The organism is Bilophila sp. T19-St14, from assembly GCF_059728385.1.
In genome coordinates, this window is record NZ_BAAGFT010000002.1 from 252,608 (window position 1) to 269,822 (window position 17,215).

General features: G+C 56.4%; 16 protein-coding genes. 6 read left to right on the top strand and 10 right to left on the bottom strand.

Annotated features, from left to right (window positions below):
• Positions 1–446: 446 nt before the first annotated feature.
• The 9 genes from AC6I1V_RS15445 to AC6I1V_RS15485 all read right to left on the bottom strand — a co-directional run bounded on the left by AC6I1V_RS15445 (position 447) and on the right by AC6I1V_RS15485 (position 11,691).
• Positions 447–3,950: a hypothetical protein gene (locus tag AC6I1V_RS15445; RefSeq protein ID WP_497737176.1), complete on the bottom strand. Its 3,504-nt coding sequence runs from the start codon at positions 3,948–3,950 to the stop codon at positions 447–449.
• 153 nt (positions 3,951–4,103) lie between these two features.
• On the bottom strand, positions 4,104–4,253 hold the full coding sequence (locus AC6I1V_RS15450; protein ID WP_486853672.1) for a hypothetical protein: 150 nt from the start codon (positions 4,251–4,253) through the stop codon (positions 4,104–4,106).
• 83 nt (positions 4,254–4,336) lie between these two features.
• Positions 4,337–4,831 carry a type III secretion system chaperone gene (locus AC6I1V_RS15455; protein ID WP_486853673.1) on the bottom strand — a complete coding sequence of 165 codons (495 nt, stop codon included), beginning with the start codon at positions 4,829–4,831 and terminating at the stop codon, positions 4,337–4,339.
• Between the two features lie 1,105 nt (positions 4,832–5,936).
• Positions 5,937–6,776: an aldo/keto reductase gene (locus tag AC6I1V_RS15460; RefSeq protein WP_486853674.1), complete on the bottom strand. Its 840-nt coding sequence runs from the start codon at positions 6,774–6,776 to the stop codon at positions 5,937–5,939.
• An 82-nt stretch (positions 6,777–6,858) separates the two neighbouring features.
• Positions 6,859–7,338, bottom strand: a complete 480-nt coding sequence (locus tag AC6I1V_RS15465; protein ID WP_497737177.1) for a cyclophilin-like fold protein — start codon at positions 7,336–7,338, stop codon at positions 6,859–6,861.
• A 4-nt stretch (positions 7,339–7,342) separates the two neighbouring features.
• The gene (locus AC6I1V_RS15470) at positions 7,343–7,891 is read right to left on the bottom strand and encodes a flavodoxin family protein (RefSeq protein ID WP_486853675.1); all 549 of its coding nucleotides are present in this window, start codon (positions 7,889–7,891) and stop codon (positions 7,343–7,345) included.
• A 579-nt stretch (positions 7,892–8,470) separates the two neighbouring features.
• Positions 8,471–9,499, bottom strand: a complete 1,029-nt coding sequence (locus AC6I1V_RS15475) for an alpha/beta hydrolase (RefSeq protein WP_486853676.1) — start codon at positions 9,497–9,499, stop codon at positions 8,471–8,473.
• Positions 9,500–9,557: 58 nt separating this feature from the next.
• Complete coding sequence (locus AC6I1V_RS15480; protein ID WP_497737178.1) at positions 9,558–10,679, bottom strand: MFS transporter; 1,122 nt, start codon at positions 10,677–10,679, stop codon at positions 9,558–9,560.
• A 331-nt stretch (positions 10,680–11,010) separates the two neighbouring features.
• Positions 11,011–11,691, bottom strand: a complete 681-nt coding sequence (locus tag AC6I1V_RS15485; RefSeq protein WP_486853677.1) for an XRE family transcriptional regulator — start codon at positions 11,689–11,691, stop codon at positions 11,011–11,013.
• Positions 11,692–11,967: 276 nt separating this feature from the next.
• Here AC6I1V_RS15485 and AC6I1V_RS15490 point away from each other — a divergent pair, with 276 nt between their 5' ends.
• A complete protein-coding gene (locus tag AC6I1V_RS15490) occupies positions 11,968–12,249 on the top strand; it encodes an XRE family transcriptional regulator (RefSeq protein WP_486853678.1) in 282 nt (93 codons plus the stop codon).
• Between the two features lie 370 nt (positions 12,250–12,619).
• Here AC6I1V_RS15490 and AC6I1V_RS15495 read toward each other — a convergent pair whose 3' ends face one another.
• Positions 12,620–13,114 (bottom strand): hypothetical protein, encoded by a 495-nt coding sequence (locus AC6I1V_RS15495; RefSeq protein WP_486853679.1) that lies wholly within the window; start codon positions 13,112–13,114, stop codon positions 12,620–12,622.
• Positions 13,115–13,155: 41 nt separating this feature from the next.
• On the opposite strand from AC6I1V_RS15495, the gene AC6I1V_RS15500 reads away from it, so the two are divergent.
• Genes AC6I1V_RS15500 through AC6I1V_RS15520 form a run of 5 tightly spaced genes read left to right on the top strand, consistent with a single transcriptional unit; the run spans position 13,156 to position 17,214 of the window.
• The gene (locus AC6I1V_RS15500; protein WP_497737179.1) at positions 13,156–13,383 is read left to right on the top strand and encodes a hypothetical protein; all 228 of its coding nucleotides are present in this window, start codon (positions 13,156–13,158) and stop codon (positions 13,381–13,383) included.
• Positions 13,380–15,638: a transposase gene (locus AC6I1V_RS15505; protein WP_497737180.1), complete on the top strand. Its 2,259-nt coding sequence runs from the start codon at positions 13,380–13,382 to the stop codon at positions 15,636–15,638. The genes AC6I1V_RS15500 and AC6I1V_RS15505 overlap by 4 nt, the downstream gene beginning before the upstream one ends.
• Positions 15,620–16,375, top strand: a complete 756-nt coding sequence (locus AC6I1V_RS15510) for an AAA family ATPase (protein WP_497737181.1) — start codon at positions 15,620–15,622, stop codon at positions 16,373–16,375. The genes AC6I1V_RS15505 and AC6I1V_RS15510 overlap by 19 nt, the downstream gene beginning before the upstream one ends.
• Position 16,376: 1 nt before the next feature.
• Positions 16,377–16,910: a hypothetical protein gene (locus AC6I1V_RS15515; protein ID WP_497737182.1), complete on the top strand. Its 534-nt coding sequence runs from the start codon at positions 16,377–16,379 to the stop codon at positions 16,908–16,910.
• Positions 16,903–17,214 (top strand): LacI family transcriptional regulator, encoded by a 312-nt coding sequence (locus tag AC6I1V_RS15520; RefSeq protein WP_497737183.1) that lies wholly within the window; start codon positions 16,903–16,905, stop codon positions 17,212–17,214. The genes AC6I1V_RS15515 and AC6I1V_RS15520 overlap by 8 nt, the downstream gene beginning before the upstream one ends.
• The last annotated feature ends 1 nt before the right edge of the window (position 17,215 follow it).

Sequence of the window (17,215 nt, forward strand, 5' to 3'; positions counted from 1 at the left end):
GGCCCTCTAGTTGGGGGTTTCCATAGGGCTCTTGTTTGGGTTTTTGAGGAATGGGCATCGTCCGTTTGCCCTCGGCAGGGCCTGATGGAAAACAAAGGCGCTCAGGGGGATGGAAGGCCGGGGCGGAGTGCCGTTTGCCGGGGCGGTATCCTGTGCCGCGTGCTGTACAAAGGGGCGGGGCATCCTGCTTTGCCTGCGGAAAACCGCCTCCCGGATCATATCCCGGAGGCGGTTTCCATATGGGGCCTCATGGCCCTCCGCTTATGGAAAAGGGAGGGTTACGGCCTGTTGAGATCGAGCCGTTCAAACGTATGCGATCCGTCCGTGCCGACAAGGATCTGCATGTTGAGGGTGAGCGGCAGCGACGGATCGGATAGAATGTCCACGAGGACGGTGCCGTCCGGCTGCTCCTTGGCGAAAACGGAGAAATTGCCGTGCTCGCTGAACTACACGCCGGGGAAGCAGGTGCTGAGCACACGGGGCATGATCAACGGCGCTTGCGAGAAGCACTGCATGACCCGCGCAAGCTGCCTTTCGGAATGGGTCATGGCGCCCACACTGCCGATGATCCCGGCAAAAAACGGGTTTTCCGGCTTATTCTCCTCATCGGGGATGTGGGACGGGTTGACGGAGAAGCCGTGCCCGTTGCGATCCTCGAAGTGCATGAGGGTATTCCTCCCGCGGCGGCGGAAGTCTGTTACGAGGCCGTACGCCGTCCTCTGATCAATGCCGCTCAGTGTGCCCATATCACTGACTATGGAGATCTCATCCAGAGAGAGCCGCGCATGGGGGCGGGTCAAGGCGAGAAGCTTCTTGGGGCTCAGGCCGTAACTGCTGTTGTTCATGAGGGAGACTTCCCTCACCTCCTCGACCATATCCGGTGCCGCGGCCTGAAGCAGGGCCTGATACTTTTGGGAAACGAACGCGATGAGATCCGCGCCGAAGTGTTCGTCGCTGATGCCCCTGGGCATGGAGCCGCCGATCATGGCCGCCCAGATCTGCCGGTTGGAAAGCGGCTTGCCGTGGTTGCTTCTCAGCGCGGCGAGCAGGTCGGAAGCCGAGGACTCCACCCAGTACGAAAGCAGGAAATCCTGCGGGCCCTGTGAGGTCTGGACAAGCTGCGTATGGATGCTGCGAAGCTGTTCCCACTCCTGCGGCGTGAGCCGTTCGGCATGGCGGTTCATCTGGGCGTCGAAATCGGTGATGACGCCGGGGGCGAACTGGCGGAGCCGGCCGAGCGGGGAATTCGTGTCGCCGGGCATCTCGCACAGGTGATTGAGCTCTCTGCTGAAATACATGGGATCAATCTGCGGGTTCCGGCCAATCCGGTATTCGGCGTTCTGGCGCAGGTAGTTCATGATCTGCATTACGCCTTTCAGCGGGGCGGTATTGTCCGGGGCATTCCGGTGCCCCGCAAGGTAGATGCAGGCCCCGGCGAGCTGGTGCGCCATCTCGGACTGCATGTTCTCCGCGACATCGAGAAGCTGCCCCTCCGTCATGCCTTCAAGGATGAAATCGCACATCATGGGAAGCAAATCTTCGGCTCCGGGCAGTTGCTCGTAATGCTCATGGAACGCGCAATACTGTCTGGACATATCTGTGATGGCCTCCGTGAAGCGCCCGGGGGTTTGATCAAGACGCTCCATTCTGATGAGCCGGGCCTGCTCGGGCAGCGACTTCGCCGCCGTGAACGCCTCGGCTATGGCCCCGGCATCGCGCACGCCGTAGCGCTGGGCGATCTTCTTCATGATCGCCTTGTCCTCAGCTCTGAAGTGTCCGGGAGGCAGGTAGGCTCCGGGCTCAGGGGCCGGGTTTGGGGGCAGGGCGTCGATGTCGTCCAGGGTGTCCTTGAGGGCCAGAAGTTCGGCCCCGATGACGTCCTTGGCGAGTTGGCGCAGTTCCGCCGCGTCAACGGCATACCCTCCTTCATTGGCCGCGTTGATCAGGGGCATAAGGGCATGGCTGACGCCCTGATAGAACGGCCTCGGATTGATGGCGTCGGGATCCAGGCCCGCGAGATCGCCATCCTCGTTGAAGGAATCGAAAAGGGCGCGGAAGGCGTCCGTATTCTCCTCGACGACACTTTCAGTCTCAGGGATGAGTTCACTTACGACGTCATTGAAGGTCTTCAGATTGGCCTTGGACAGGTCGCTGCTCTGCTTGGCGCTGAGCCGGGGGATGTCAAGGCCGTGTGCGCGGGCGAACTCCCGCAGCACGACGGGGAGTTGTTCCGCATCCCCAAATACCTCGAACTTTGATTCGAGGAAACTGCTCAGAAGCTCCCCATCCTGCCGTTGGATTTCTTCGGACTGCGGATCGACGTCGCCGGGCGTTGCAATCCCCATTTCGACCTTTTGTTCGCGGGACATGAGGCTGATGAGCACCCTGGCGTGCCCTTCGAGGCTGCGGAACTGGGTCATGCTTTCCTTGAGGAATTCCAGCCCCGACGCCTTGCCGAGCCCGCGCTGGATGGCTCCGTTGAGCGTGGCGAACTGGCTGGCGAGGGGGCCGAACTTGTCCACCGCCCTGTGCATGAGTTCGGGCAGCATGTCCTGCGTGACCCCGCGCCGGGCCAGCAGCATGGAGACGGAGTTGCGGAGCACGGCGGCGATGTCGTCCGCGCCGTAATCGCCCTCAAAGCTGTGGGCCGCCGAATTGAGCGCGTCGGCATGATCGGCGATGCGTTCGAGGAAAGCGGCGTCCATAGGCACGCTGTCGTTGAGGAGCTGCTCCACCATCACGTCGCCCGCGAGCATGGCATTGATGTAGCGGGGCATGGTTTCCGCAGTGACCGGCGGATTCAGGTTGCCCGGCGGGTCTTGCGCCATGATGGAAAATTCATGGAGCAGAGGGAGGTTGCTTTCCACAAAGGACTGCACGGCTGTGCCCAGCGCTTCGGCCACGCGCTCCTGGGACGGAAAGACGCCGGGGCCGGGGTTGGCGTTGAGCAGCGCCTTGCAGTGCTTGACCACGGCAGGGTTGTTGGCGATGGCGGAACTGAAGTTCTGGGGCAGCCCGGCAAGGGTCATGGCCTGGCGTATGCCTTCGGATTTGGCGGCGATGTTCATCATGAAGCCGCGCACGGCGTCCTGCCGTTCGGCGGGGGTGGCAAGCGCGGGCATGTTTGTGGCGAAACTGACCGCCAGCCCTTGCAGGGCGTCCCGCCCAAGCGTGGGGAGCGCTTCCTTGAGCGCGGCGAGCATGTCCTTGCCGTTGGGGAGATGCGGCAGCGGTTCGAGGATATTGGGTTCCAGCGCGGAAAGGATCTCTATGTCCTCGGCCTTGGCGCTGCTGAAGGCCGTCTGGAGCCGGGTGAAGGCCCCTTGGGTTCCGTGGGCTTCCATGTCGGCCTGCAACTGCTCGGCGAAAAAGCCTCCGTCGCCCGTGAGCGGTTGGCTGAGGAGCATGAGGGCCTTGCTTACGGCTGCGCCGTGCCCGCCCGCTTCGGGGAGCCGGGTGAGCGCGCCAATATTCTGGGGGACGACCTTTTCGCAAAGATACGCCTGTACGGCTTCGCGTTGCCCTTCCGGGGTGCCGGTATCCAGATTGCGGGCCAGCGCGAACTGGGCGAAGGCGGCGGCGTGCCCGGCAGGGATCGCGTTGTCCTCGGCAAGCTGGCGGCCTACGGCAATGGCTTCTGCATACAGGACGGAATCGCGCACGAGCTTGACGTCCCCGGCGGTGAGGGGCTTGCCCCCTTCAAGCTTCGCGTTGAGTATCCCCCGCACGTCGGCGCTGATGTTGCGGAACTGCGGGGATTGTTCAAGGGCGTTCAAAAAGGCCGTGACCGTGGCCCGGTTCTCTTCGGCCTTGGCGCTGCGGGAAAGCTTGTGGATGCCGTGCAGCGAAGACGTATCGCCAACGGATTCACCACCGTTTTGCAGGAAAAGGGATGCGGAATCGCCAACTGTATTGGCGCTGTTGAAGAATTGTTGAAGGGAAACAGGCATACGGCCTCCTATAGCTGAAACAAGATGGGTGTCCGGTACGAAGCCTCGGCTCCTTGATTATAAGGATACGCCGTGTTGTGGTTTAAGCCCCGCCGCAGCAAGGGTTTGGTTTTATTCTATGCCGGTTCGAGAGAGTTTTTTCCGCCGTGGGCTTCACCACCGGATGCCTTCAAAAAATCCAATAAAGCCCATCGCGGCAATGCGCATCAGGCAAGCGCGCACCAAGTAAATGCCGTGACGGAGCCCTGAGCCGTCCATCCCCGGCGCCGTTTTCGGCTGAAGCTGCGCCGCCGTACGGCGCATATTGCTGCCCGGCGTGGGAAGGCGAACTGTTGAAGGTACGCCGCATACGGCGTGCCGGATTGCCCGGCTTCGGGGCGTTCCGCCTAGACGCGGAGGAATTGCGCGGCTGAGAAAGCCGGTTCCGCGGCATCCCCCATGCCGCCGTCGAGGACGGCTTGCTGCGCCTTTTCCGTAAGCTCTTCCTGTTCCTTGTTCATGGCGTCGAGGCGGGTTTTCCATGTTTCCGAGAACAGGATGACGTTGTTGACGGCTTTGAGGAAATCCCCGGTGTCGAGCCCGTAGACGGGGATCGGGAAGTTCAGCCCGACCATGCCGGTGGCGTCGTTATAGCTGAGTGCGCCGCCTTGCGTGTCCGCGAGGAGGAAGTTCGAGGCCAGTAGCAGGCGGCAGATTTCGCCGTTGCGCCAACCGCCGAGGGCGCCGACTTCAACATACACGATGAAGGAGTTCGTTGCCTCGATCCATTGGATCAGCAGGTTACGGCCTCCGAGCGAAAGGGTGGCCGCCCCGGATGCGGACAAGGTGATGTCCATGCCGGTTTCTTTACTCAGTGCCTCGATGTACGGCGTAGCGCTCATGGTTTCTCCTGAAAAGGTGAGGGGTACGGCATCATACGGAGATGCCAATAATGTTGTTGAAAATATCCTTCTGAAAGGAATTTAGCAAGAAGCGATCCAAAGAACCGGAGGAAAGCCCGCTGTGGTGCGGGGCTCCATTGGCTTCGCTGAGCGGCGTCGGGCAATGTGCTCCATGCGCATGGAAGTGCGGGACTCCATTGGCTTCGCTGAGCCGTGCCCACTTTCTGCCCTTCGGAGAAGAGGCAGCCCAAACAGATCCATGACCGCCGGGGCAACCTCGACCCCGACCGCGAATCAGGGCCGGTAGCCACGCGCTTTATGGGCGGAATGGCGGCTGAGGCGGCTGGGGATTGATGTGGAAGGCTGCCGCGGCGATAAAGGGTGAGGGACTGGCATCCGGGGGGTAAACTTTTCTGGGGCCTGTTCACACAAACAAAGAATAAACATATTTTTTACAAATGGTTATCCTCGTTTTTTTGAACGATGCTGCATTTTTCTTCAACCATCTTCAATCATGGGAAAAATTCAGCATAGTGTGAATACGCCCTAGGGAAAAGTTTATCACTCTCTCTTCCAAAGAGTTTCGGCTGGTGGGGAGGCCGTGCGGAGGGGCGCTGTTCCGATGTGGGAAGACTTTTATGGATGGGGTGGCCCTCTAAGTGGCTTCATTTCTGGGAATGCTGCGGACAGGGATAAGCGTAAGGCTCTGTTAGAGTATGTGATTGTTTCATCTCCACAGCACAGCGAAAAGACAGCCTTTTTCTCCAGTTTTCCCCATTGGCGGACTTCATGGCTGAGGCATTTTGTTGGTTATTTCATTGGAATTTCAAGGAAAAAGGCATCACCCATTTTCTATGGCATCCCAAGCGTAAAAGCCTTTGCAGGAGGAGGGGGAAGTGCCAACCGTGCAGGCGGTTTTGGAGGAGGGGGGGGAATGCGCCCCCTTTCCCAAAGATTCACCTCCCTTTTTAGGTTATGTCGTCAATTAGATATAATCTGTTGAAATTATAAACTATATTTAAAGCCATGAAAGACTGTTTTTGATAATTTCAAATAGTTACATGCAAAATGACGACACAACCTGAAATGCCATGCAGTTCTTGTGTCAGATGCCGTAAAGCCGTTTGACCTCGGATGGGGCAAGCGTATCAAGGATCAGGCCGTGCCCTTCGTCCATGTGCGCAATGGCTTTCATATCCTGATCATCGAGGGTGAAATCCCAGATACGGGCGTTTTCTTCGATGCGCTCCCTGTGGACGGACTTGGGAATCACGGCGACCCCGCGCTGGATGTTCCAGCGGAGCATGACCTGTGCCGCCGTCTTGCCGTATTTTTGGCCGATGGCGCACAGGAGCCCATTCCTGAAAATCCCGCGCATCCCTTCGGCAAAAGGTGCCCATGCCTGCGGCTGGACGCCGCATTCCCGCATGATCTCCAGAGCTTCCTTTTGCTGGCAGAACGGGTGCATTTCCACCTGATTGAGCATGGGAGGGATGCTTGCATTGCGGCACAGATCCATCAGCCGGTCAGGGAGGAAGTTGCATACGCCGATGGCCCGTATCCTGCCGTCTTCGTAGAGTTCCTCCATCGCCCGCCATGAACCGTAATAGTCCCCGAAAGGCATATGGATCAGGTATAAATCCAGAGTGTCGAGCCCCAGACGGTTCAGGGACGCTTCAAAGGCTTCCTTCGTTTTCTCATAGCCCGCCTCCTGAATCCATACTTTAGTGGTGATGAACAATTCCTTGCGGGGGATTCCGCTCTTGCGGACGGCGGCTCCCACGGCTTCTTCATTCCGATAGACCGAAGCCGTATCGATGAGCCGATAACCTGCCGCCAGAGCCTCCGAAACGGCTTGTTCGCACAGGGTGGCATCCGGCACCTGAAAGACGCCGAAACCTGCCAGCGGCATTTCGATTCCATTACGCAACGTCGTGGTCTGCATGGGCATTCCTTTTGAAGTATGGGGAGTGCGGCTCATTTCCATGTTATCCCCGTGTGTATTTTGAGCATCCATGTGCGTTTTTTTATTCCGCCCGCTCGAAGGCAATCGAAAAGTCGCCGCGCATGGCAGCCAGCTTTTCTATGCCCGAAGTGATGCGCCCGAAGCGGATCAGCCCTCTGGACAGGCGGAACTCCCGGTAAAAGATGGCGATGTTGCCCCACGGGACATAGAACGTCAGATCGCCCGCCAAAGGCTCAATGCTGTCCGGCATGCCTTCCGTGGCAATCCTGCGCGGCGGGTCGCCGATTTTTTCCGTCCCGTTGTAGTCCCTCACCGTCAAGGTGAGCGGGAGCATGCTCAAGAAATCGCGGCCTGCCGGGTTATCTTCCAGTATGGCAGGAAGGGTTTCCCCGTCTACGATCAAACGTATGCGCATGGGTTCACCTGCCAGAGAGGAGTGGGGGAGAAGTGCCGCCAGTACCGCCAACAAAAAGGCCGTCATGGATAACAGGCATTGCTTCAGGGGCGGTCTGCGGTCTTGTCGTATAGTCTGTTCGTTCATGGCCTTACGCCTTGTTGCCCAGTTCAAAGGCGGACTTCAGGGCGGCGGGAACCTGTAGGATCGTCCCGGCTCCATCGGCGCCCGTACCCCGCACGACGCCCCTCAGCGCGGCCTTTTCAAAACAGGCGATCCAGCCCTCCAAGCCTTTGACGGCCCCGTCCATTGAACTCTCCGCGCTGTCCGCCGCCGCTGCCAGCAGGTAAATGTCCCTGAAGGCGTAGTCCGACGGGAACAGGGGGTTGGAGCGGTCGAGCAGGGTCTTCATCTGCCCGCACATCTCATAAAAATAGATGGGGGTGGCGAATGCGATCACGTCCGCATCCTTCATTTTTCGGACGATGGCGTCGGCATCGTCATGGATGACGCACCGCTGCGTTTTCTGGCAGGCCAGACAGCCTTTGCAAAAGCCGATGGCCTTGCCGCGCAGGCTGATCAGTTCCACGTTGTGTCCGGCTTCCTCCGCGCCTCTGGCGAATTCGCGGGCCAGCATTTCGGAGTTGCCGTCCTTGCGGGGGCTGGTCGAAAGGATCAGGATGTTTTTCGTTTTCGTCATGGGAATGAATCTCCTTTCAGTAAGTTGCGGAAAATAGTTTTATTATGGCTCTGTTATAGTTTATGGTTGTTTCATCTCCACAGTGCGATGAAAATACAGCCTTTTTCTCCGATTTTCCCCTTGGCGGGAGCCACGGATAAGGCATTTTTCCGGTTATCCCTTTGTAATTTCAAGGAAAAAAGCATCAACCGTTTTCTATAACACAGCCTTTCTTATTGGCCCTGTCATGGTATTGGGTCGCTTTATTTTCACGGCATGCTGAAAATAGAGGCTTTCCATCCAATTTTTTCCGCCAAAGGACTCCATGATTGGGGCATCTTATTCATTATTCCTTTGGAACTTCAAAAAGAAAGCCTCTACCGTTTCCTATGACACAGCCTTATTCTTTTAGGCTCTGCCATAATATTATGTGGTTGTTTCATCTCCACAGTACGCTGAAAATACTGTTTTTTTATCCAGCTTTCCCATTGGCGGAATCCACAGCTGACACATTTTGTTGGTTATCCCTTTGGAACTTCAAAGGGAAAAGCATCAGCCATTTTCTATGGCACAGCCTTATGTTATTGCCAGTTATGTGCGCTATTGAAGATGAGCGTCGAAAAAGCGTCCCAGTTCGCTGAAATGGAACCGGGTTTCCGGCGCGTCTTCCGCCATGTGGTATTGGGCGTGCGACATGCCCTCGAACACGATGAGATCGGCGGGGACGCCCGCTTCCCGTAGTTTCAGGTGCATCCGTGCGGTGTTGCTGAGGAAGAGATCCCGTGTCCCCGAAGTGAGCAGGGTCGGAGGGAAGCCGCTTACATCGCCGTAAACCGGGGACAGCATGGGGTCTTTCAAGTCATGCTTCCCGGCGTACAGCCGTGCGGCATCCCCCAGCCATCCGTCATAGCTGACGAGGATGTTGTCCACGCCCTCGTTGGTGAAATACGAATCTCCGGTTTTGCTCAGATCCGCCCACGGCGTCCCAGCCGCGACAGCCGCCGGGAGGGGCAGCCCTTCGGCCTTGGCGCGGAGCCCCAGGATCAGGCTCAGGCCCCCGCCCGTGGAGGTGCCGAACACGCCGATCTTTTGTGCGGGCGTGGCCTTGAGCAGTTCGCGGTATACGGTCATGGCGTCGTCGACCGCAGCCGGATAGGGAAATTCGGGAGCCATCCTGTAATCGGCGTATATGACCCGGAATTTGCCTATGCCCGCCATCAGGACGGCTTCCTGCGTCCCTGATTCCCCTTGTCCGAGGACATAGCCTCCCCCATGCAGGTTCAGGAGGACCCGATCCCGGTTTGCTTCCGGCAGATCCTTCGGGGTGAACGTGAAGACCGGCACGCCGCCGAGTTCCCCTTTTGCAACGTCAACCTTCAGTTTTTCACGCAGGCCGGGGAGTGTTTTTGCCGCTTCCCTGGAAAGGGCATCGGCCCAAGCCTTCCATTCCCGAACGGTGCCGGGATGGGTGTCCCAGTAAGGCGGCGGGGCCTTGGCAATGAGCTCCCGGAGTTCGGGGCTGGCCGTTTGCGGGACGGGAAGCGGGTGGGGAAGTTCCCGCGCCCCGGCGGGGAAAACGGCGGCACACGCCAGCAATGCGGCGGACATGGCCTGTTTGAGGCGGTTCATGTGCATCTCCTTATAATGAAAGGTGAAGCGGAGTATGGGCAGGTATGGGAATGGGTGTTCAGGCCCTGCGCCCCGTGTCCCTGGCGAAGAGGGAAAAGCTGGCCGCGATCAGCAGGGCCGCCATGACGCTGATGCCCGCCGCCGCCAGAAAAATGCCGTTGATGCCGAGGTTGTCGTAGGTAAACCCGCCCACGGCGGCGGCAAGGCCGATGGCGAACTGCGTCGCCGCGACGGTGAGCCCCCCGGCAAGTTCCGCCTTGTCGGAGAGGGTGCGGGCAATCCATGTGGACCAGCCTACCGGGGTAAAGCCGAAGGCGAATCCCCAGAAGACGGCCAGCGCGACGCCGACGTCCGCGTGCCCTTGGGTGAGAAGCAAGGCGAGCGCGGCGGCTGCGAAGGCCAGATGGATCAGAATCATGGTTGGCCGGAAGTGGTTTCCAAGCAGCGCGCCCGCAATGAAGGTGCCGAGGATGTTCGCCACCCCGAAGGCCAGCAGGATCACGGAAAGCGTATCGGCTCCCAAGGCGAGATCCAGCTCCAGAAAGGGCCGCAGGTACGTGAAGAAAATGTGGTATCCGCCGAAACTCAGGATGTTCCCGCCGATGCCCGCCAGAACCCATGTGCGCCGGAGCAGGGCGGTCATGTCCCGGAAGCCGCTGCCCGCGCGGGCCGGAAGCGGGGGAAGGGCGCGGTATTGCCAGACGAACCCGGCGGCGCCCATGAGCGCGCCGAGGAAAAAGACATTCCGCCAGCCGATCAGATGCCCGATCCAGCTTGCCACGGGCAGGGCGATGATCGTCGCCACGGAAACCCCGGCATAGACGATGCTCAGGGCACGGGGGACGTCCTTCGTGGGGACGAGCTGAAGGGTGACGGCGGAGGCCAGCGACCAGAAGCCGCCCACGCAGATGCCGAGCATCGCGCGCCCGATGAGCATGATCGAATAGGTCGGGGCCATGCCGATCAGCATGTAGGACGCGACAAGCATGGCGGAAAAGGCCAGCAGGATGCGCCGCCTGTCGATGTTTCCCGTCAGCGGGGCCAGCAGGAGGCTGGTCAGCACGGCGAACACGCCCACGGCGGTAACCGTCTGCCCGGCCATGCCCTCGGAAACGGCAAGATCGCGGGCGATGGGCGTCAGCAGGCTTATGGGGATGAATTCGGCTGAAATCAGGGCCATCACGCCCATGAACAAGGAAAAGACCGCCGACCACTGGGTTAGCGATCAATTCGGGAAATACGGGTAATTCGGAAAATGGGTAGATTAGCCTTGCGTTGCAGTAGGTTATGAAGAATTTTGAGGCGGAAGATTTCGCGCGCGATTCGGTACAGATTGATCGTTTTTGAGCGCCAGTTAGATGTTTTTAGCGCGCAATTTGGGATAGAATGAGCACAGGAAGATTGAAAACGGGCGGTTCCTTATCGGAGCCGCCCGTTTGTTGTTTGGTGTCAAAATGTACACCAAAACGCATGTATTTTTCGCGGTCAAAACAGGCCGCGATTTTTATTTCCTACTTGTATTCCCGTCCGCACCATAAAACGCGGCCTATGACGCGGAATTGGTCGCTCAGTTGCCCCCGTATGTCCAACTCCATTGGGGGGTATGCGGGATTGACACTTTTCAGAATAGCTTTTCCCGGCATAACATCGATACGTTTTAGGTAAATAGCTTCTTCAAAGCCCACGGCAAACATCTGACCTGGAACAATGCGGGTCTTCCCTTGGTCGATCAACACGACATCACCGTTTAGAACGTCCGGCTCCATGCTGTCACCTGAAACTCGCATCAATATCATATCGTTAGGATTTCCTTTGCGCTCGATAAAATCCCTCCGAAAGGCGTAATCGCGTCCAGTTATTGCACTAGTTTCAAAGCTCCCTCCACCCGCAGATAGTACCGCCTCCACCATAGGGATCATAATTATGTCATCGCGTCGACCTATGATTTCCATAGTCTTTTTACGTAATTCATTGTTAATGCTATCTTCTTTCATGGGGCCACGACCAAAGAGCAGCCAATCGGTGTTCACCTTAAAAATAGTTTTAAATCGATCAATGGTCGCAAAATTTAGTTCACTCTTGTTGTTTTCGTAATTCCCTAAGGTGGTTGCAGGAATGCCAAGTTGTTCAGAAAACTGTTTTTGAGTGAGTTCTCCGCGCAATAACTTGATTCTTTCTCCTAGTGTCGTCATGGGTAAAACTTCCTTGCCCGAACCATTACCCTAAATTTTACGTATGGGAAAAACTATAATTAGCTATATTTATTTAAATAATTATTTTTTACAGCTAAAATAAGTTTTACCCATTTTTTACTTGATAATATGTAAAAATTAGGGCAAAAGGGTTCTACGGGCGGTTGAGAAATACAGTTGATAACTCAACTTACCCGGCAACTGACTCAAGATCAACTTTTAGCTGTTAGGCTTACCAAAAACTACGGCTAGGCCGCATGATGGGCCGGGGGAACTATGAAGTTTGCAACCAACGACACGTCTGTCAGGGCGAAAATAGGAGAACGGCGTTGTTTTTATTCCATGCGCATTCACGAGGCATTGCGGCGCAACGGGCGGACGGCAACCGTAATAGCCTATGAACTCAAGGTTTCCCTGTCCGCCGTCTCTGCAACAATCCTTGGCAAGAACCACAGCGCCCGCATACTGGACGCGCTCCGGGATGCGGGCGTGCCTGATAAATATCTGTTTGATCCTCGGTATCCCGAAAGGTGGGCGGAAAAGGAGACGGCGGCATGACTACGGGAACAGTGAAGCACAGCAAGCCCGCCTGTAGCTTCTGCCGTGTCGGAGATGAAGGATGCGAGTTTCTCATACGGGTTGAAGATAAAAACATCTTCATCTGCGATCAGTGCGTCAGGGGAATTACAGCCCTTTTAAAGGCCAATCCCGGAAGAAAACATCTTCGGTATTTGCCGAACAGGAACAAAAGTAAGGAGAAAACGCATGACTCCCCTTATTGAGAAAATCCCAATCACCGCCGCCGTGCTTCATCGTAACGGGCTGTGTATCTATCTTGAAGAGGATAGGGACGATTTCTGGATGAATCTCGGCCCTTGTTGGGGGAGGTTTACGAACTGTGACCGGCTCTATAACCGGCCACAAAATCCTACCGAAGTGCTTTTTCTATTAGTTGAAGTGCTTCCGGCAAGTGAAGAACCGCCGCATCCAATAGTTTCTTCATCAAATGTTCTGTGGCGGAAAAAGGAAGCTCTCGAAGCTTTGCTACGAGAGAACTCTTTTTATTCTGGTCTATTCCGCTGTTCAGGATAAATTTTTCAATCGTTGAAATAAAATCTGCATGAAAACGAACCGTAACAGTGTTTTTTATAGCAGTTAGACCACCGTCTTTTAACAGAAAATCAACTCCTTTTTCAGTAAGTGCAAGACATGGAAATAGAAAATTATATTCTCCAGCGTTTATCGGGATGTTACGAGTTATATATTCATGCTGTTCAAGGTAGCATAGATTAGCTTCAAGAATATCTCTATCACCATGTGTCAATTCAAGTAAGTGCTCTTCTGCATCGTCTTGGGCCGCATTTGGATAAAGTGTTCCAAGGTAACTAAGTATTTTTACTATAATTAAAGTATCTACTTTCATATTTCCGCCTCCTCGGCATTCCCGAATGGTTTGGGAGTTAGATGGTTGTTTTCGATGTGCTCAATCTAACCGAGAAGGCGGAACCTTACAAACAGGGCCGTAGAGTGCCTAGAGCGCCACGGCCAAAACCTGCCGCGACCGTGCAGACGCCCACTTTAACATGGGGCGGGCGGCGCAACCTGCACAACGGCGAATACCGCGAAGCCTCCACGCGGGACGCTCCCCGGAGCGGCATAATCCGGGGCGAATTTTATGGGGTGAGGATATGAGCGAGATTAAGGAAGCATATACGACACGCGAGCTCGCCAAGATTGAGGGTGTAGCACCCAAGAATTTGCTTAGGAGGGCCAAGCGCGAAGACTGGCCGTTCCGTCTCCGTTCCGGTCGTGGCGGTGGTTTTGAATATCCCACCGTCACGCTCCCCGCCGATGTGCGCGAAAAGATCGCGCTGGCCGTTTCTGCCGAGGAACGGGAAAGCCTCCCGGTCGTCCTTGAGCCCGCCACGCCCGCCGTCCCTCAAGCCCCCGTCGTTTCCCTCGCGCATCTTTCTTCCCGTGAACGGGATGTCGTGTTGTCACGCAAGGCGTTTATTGACGCCGTATACAATTTTGAAACCGCAGGGCATACGCGCCGGACGGCAATTATTACTCTGGTTGAAGGATACAAAAACGGCACATTGCCGCAAAACCTCATGGATGCAGCCTATATTGCCAACGCCCGTCGCGGTTCTTCGCGGGGGATTTCCATTACCAGACTTTATGATTGGTGTTCGACATATGAAGCAAAGGGCGTCCTTGGCTTGGTTCCCATCAATCCGCAAAAGGGTATGGCGCCTCCCGCATGGCTCCACGTCTTTCTGCAACTCTGGCAAAAGCCTCAAAAGCCCTCAGTGCAGCAGTCCTATAATGAATTTGTGACGCTGATCGAATGGGTTGGTGCAGGTATGCCCGAAGGTACGGCATTGCTTTCGGTTCTTCCCGGCAAAGAAATAGCTAGAAAGCCCCACAATAGCGGCATCCTGAAAGAGTTGGCCGAACACCCGGAAAATATCCCGTCCATTCATGCCGTGCGGCGCTGGCTGGATAAAATGCCGAAAAAGGAACAGATGCACGGGCGCGCCACCGGCAACGCCTTTCGGAAGTTCTGCGCGTACAAACGCCGTTCGACGGAAAACATGCTCCCGGTGGAGGGTTTCACGGGCGACGGCACCACGCTCGACGCCATGTTTTTTCACCCCTACCAGAATAGGGCGTTCAAGCCGGAAATCACACTCATTCTGGATATTGCCACGCGCAAATGCGTCGGCTCCTCCGTGGATACGTCAGAAAACGGCCTCACCGTACTGGACGCGCTCCGGGCGGCTTGCGTGAGCTACGGCATTCCGCAGTTTTTCTATACCGACAACGGGCCGGGCTACAAAAACGCCATGCTCACCAAAGAAGGCACGGGCATTTTGACGCAGCTCGGCATTGTCGCCAAGCATTCGATCCCGTCCGTTCCTCAGGGCAAAGGGCTTATGGAAATAGCGGTCAAAACCATCTGCACCCCTCTCTCCAAGCGTTTTGATTCCTGCACGCACCGGGACATGGACTCGGACGTGGCTCGGAAGTTCTATTTACTTACCCGCAAGGAAATCGAAAAGAGCGCAAAATCCGATAGGTTGCCCACGCTTGACCAGCTTCTCGCGGCGCTCCAGTACCGCATTGAGGAGTATAACGCCACGCCACACACGTCACTCCCGAAGTTTACTGACGCCAATGGCAAGCGGCGGCACTACTCGCCCAATGAATATTGGGAAATGAAGCTCGCAGAAAACCCCGATTATGAAATTTTGGCGGTGCCTTCGGCGGTTCGGGACGAGCTGTTTATGCCCACTAAGGAATGCATGGTCAAAAACTGCCGGTTCAAGCTCGCCGGGCACGAATATTACGCCAAGGATCTTGATCTGTTTCACGGTGAAAAAGTCAACGTCCGTTACGACATGCGCAACCCTAAACGGGTAACGGTGTGGACGTTGGACATGGAAATGATCTGTGAGGCGTTTCTTGACGGCAACACCATTGAATACATGGTACTTTCTGAACAAGAACAGCGAGAAGCCCAAAAGATGCGCGACGCTATCGGAAGGATTGAAAAGCGCGCGCAAAAGCTGGTTCCCGGTGCAACCATCGTCTGCCCGGACGGCTCCAATATTGTTGAAGCTACGGCAACCGTCGTCAATTCCATCCGCCGCCCGATCGGGCCGGTAGTCGATGTGCAATCGTTGCCGGAAGCCGGGGCGGATTGGCCGAGGGAACCAGCGGAAAGCCTTACCGAATCCGTTGCCCTGCGTACTGCGGAGCCGCGTTTTGAGTTCCCTTACGAAAAGTTTGAGCACTACATGGTTCATCGGGAATCATGGACGCCGGAAATTACGGAATGGATGAAATGGTATGTCCAGACCGAAGAGTACGCGGATTATGAACCTATTTTTGCCAGCAAAGGGCTGGCATGGGAGGAAGCGTCATGCGCAAAATGTTCGTAAAGACAGAAAATTACCGCAAGTTCGTCAGCGCCGTGAAGGCCGTTGAACAACGCGGTGCCGCCGAAGCCGGGATGATGCTGGTCTACGGCGTTCCCGGCCTTGGCAAAAGCCACATTGTGAGCAGTTGGGCTGCCGAAACTGGCGCGATCTTTTTGCGGGCAAACAAGGATTGGACGCCCCGGTATGCGCTTTCTGAGCTTGCCGCCGCACTGGAGATCGATGGGCGTGGTAGCTCGCAGCAGCTTTTTGCCCGTCTCTTGAAGCCCATCGCAGAGAACCAGTGGCCGATCATCATTGATGAGGCGGAATTTACGCTGGCGAATCAGGCGGCTTCCCTTGAGAAAATCCGGGATATTTCCGACCGGGCCGAAAACACGGTGATTCTGATCGGTATGGGGAATATCCAGAACGATATTAAGCGGTACGGGCAGATTTCCAGTCGCATCGCGCGGGTGGTCGAATTTTTGCCCGCTACGCTTGAAGACGTACAGTCCGCATGCAAGCAACTCGCCGAAGTTGAAATATCGCCTGAGCTTATGGCGGAAATTCATCGTCTCTCGCGCGGCTGTATGCGCGAAGTGCTGAATATGATTCCCGTTGTTGAGCGGGTGGCGAAGACCAACCGGCTTGCCTGTGTGGGTATTGATGACCTTGCCGGGATTCCGCTTTCCCATGACTGGCAAAACCGGACGCCTATCACCGTAAAGCAGTCGGGCGACAAGAAGAAGGTGGCCTGATATGGTTCCCGAACGCCCACTAACCCACGCCATTCTTGAGGCGCTCGCTGACGGCGAAGAGCATTTTATCCGCGACCTTGCCGCAACATTTGATGTTTCTGCGAAAAAAATAGCGGATTCCGGCGGGCATCTCGTCAGAGAAGGCTATGCGACGCGCGACCTCGGCATATACCGCGCCACTGAAAAAGGGCTTGCCGCCCTCAAGGCGGGCCTTAGACACGGCGGCAAGCCCGGCATGTCCGTTGCGCGCTATCGTACATCGCTCCGTGCGCGAGCATGGAATCTCATGCGGATAAAGATGTGGCTGAGCGTCGACGACATGCTTATGACCCTTGCCGACGGCTCTGAGAAATGCGCTGAAAAAGATCTGCGGCGCTACATTAGAGCTCTTCGGAAAGCGGGATATATCGCACACTCGACACGCAACCCCCAACTTTTCCGGCTTGTTAATAATACCGGACGCAACGCACCGGCATATAACACGAAAAGAGAAACCGTAACGGATACGAACACCGGGGAGGTGCATCATGTCTGATTGGCTCGCATTACTCCGCGCCCGCGTTGCCGAGATCGGCATCGGCCCGACGGCCCGTGAGATCGGAATCAGCCGTACATCCGTCGATCTGTTGATCAAGGAGCGATACCCGGCAAGCACCGATCGCATGGCGGCACGTATCATAGACCGGTACACGCGCCACGAATGCCCATATGACGGGGCATTGCTCCATAGCGACGCCTGCTCCCGGTACGCCGGAAAAGCGCCCACGTCCAGCCCGGCGGCCCTGCGCCGCTGGCGGGCGTGCCAGAAATGCAAATTTAACCCTAACCGTAAAGGATAAC

Excerpts from the sequence above, each read along its gene's own strand:
- AC6I1V_RS15490 (WP_486853678.1), top strand. The coding sequence starts at position 11,968 with ATGAAGTTTGCAACCAACGACACGTCTGTCAGGGCGAAAATAGGAGAA.
- AC6I1V_RS15485 (WP_486853677.1), bottom strand. The coding sequence starts at position 11,691 with ATGACGACACTAGGAGAAAGAATCAAGTTATTGCGCGGAGAACTCACT.
- AC6I1V_RS15475 (WP_486853676.1), bottom strand. The coding sequence starts at position 9,499 with ATGAACCGCCTCAAACAGGCCATGTCCGCCGCATTGCTGGCGTGTGCC.
- AC6I1V_RS15505 (WP_497737180.1), top strand. The coding sequence starts at position 13,380 with ATGAGCGAGATTAAGGAAGCATATACGACACGCGAGCTCGCCAAGATT.
- AC6I1V_RS15455 (WP_486853673.1), bottom strand. The coding sequence starts at position 4,831 with ATGAGCGCTACGCCGTACATCGAGGCACTGAGTAAAGAAACCGGCATG.
- AC6I1V_RS15480 (WP_497737178.1), bottom strand. The coding sequence starts at position 10,679 with ATGGCCCTGATTTCAGCCGAATTCATCCCCATAAGCCTGCTGACGCCC.
- AC6I1V_RS15460 (WP_486853674.1), bottom strand. The coding sequence starts at position 6,776 with ATGCAGACCACGACGTTGCGTAATGGAATCGAAATGCCGCTGGCAGGT.
- AC6I1V_RS15450 (WP_486853672.1), bottom strand. The coding sequence starts at position 4,253 with ATGCGCCGTACGGCGGCGCAGCTTCAGCCGAAAACGGCGCCGGGGATG.
- AC6I1V_RS15510 (WP_497737181.1), top strand. The coding sequence starts at position 15,620 with ATGCGCAAAATGTTCGTAAAGACAGAAAATTACCGCAAGTTCGTCAGC.
- AC6I1V_RS15500 (WP_497737179.1), top strand. The coding sequence starts at position 13,156 with ATGGTTGTTTTCGATGTGCTCAATCTAACCGAGAAGGCGGAACCTTAC.
- AC6I1V_RS15495 (WP_486853679.1), bottom strand. The coding sequence starts at position 13,114 with ATGAAAGTAGATACTTTAATTATAGTAAAAATACTTAGTTACCTTGGA.
- AC6I1V_RS15445 (WP_497737176.1), bottom strand. The coding sequence starts at position 3,950 with ATGCCTGTTTCCCTTCAACAATTCTTCAACAGCGCCAATACAGTTGGC.
- AC6I1V_RS15465 (WP_497737177.1), bottom strand. The coding sequence starts at position 7,338 with ATGAACGAACAGACTATACGACAAGACCGCAGACCGCCCCTGAAGCAA.
- AC6I1V_RS15470 (WP_486853675.1), bottom strand. The coding sequence starts at position 7,891 with ATGACGAAAACGAAAAACATCCTGATCCTTTCGACCAGCCCCCGCAAG.
- AC6I1V_RS15520 (WP_497737183.1), top strand. The coding sequence starts at position 16,903 with ATGTCTGATTGGCTCGCATTACTCCGCGCCCGCGTTGCCGAGATCGGC.
- AC6I1V_RS15515 (WP_497737182.1), top strand. The coding sequence starts at position 16,377 with ATGGTTCCCGAACGCCCACTAACCCACGCCATTCTTGAGGCGCTCGCT.